The following is a 386-nucleotide window of genomic DNA, read 5'->3' as shown; positions in this document are numbered from 1 at the left end:
TTGTTGAGCACTATGGGCCGCCGGTATAGCTCGCTCCATTGCGGGATGGCGGAAGCACGTAGTTCATAGGGGCCTAAGTGAATTCCATCATAGCTGCGAGGCGTGTTGAAAAACACGAAGTCGACCGGCAGCGTGTTCAAGAGGTCATTGATAGAGGCGGGGTCGATTGGTTCCGAATCCGAACGAACCACCAGAGTGTCGCTCAAACGACCGGTGAGGCTGGTCCCGATCTCTTCCGTACCGGAGCGTTGCAACAACCCGGAACCCATGACCAGATTGAACGATGCGAGCGGATCGAGCGTGGCCTGCGCTGCGAAGTCGCTGAGGAGCTGCAGATCCGCATCCTCGATCACGTGACCGATCGGTTTTTCCGCCCAGCTTTGCCC

Annotated in this window: 1 protein-coding gene; it reads right to left on the bottom strand. The window is 57.8% G+C overall.

Features of this window, described 5'->3' with window-relative positions:
- A partial coding sequence (locus AC1D0P_RS31445) for a hypothetical protein (protein ID WP_477680306.1) occupies positions 1 to 386 on the bottom strand: 386 nt, incomplete at both ends.

It is taken from the genome of Polaromonas sp. P1_G2 (genome assembly GCF_056405515.1).
Note: the sequence above shows the minus strand (reverse complement) of the source record. Positions and strands in the feature narration are given on the sequence as shown.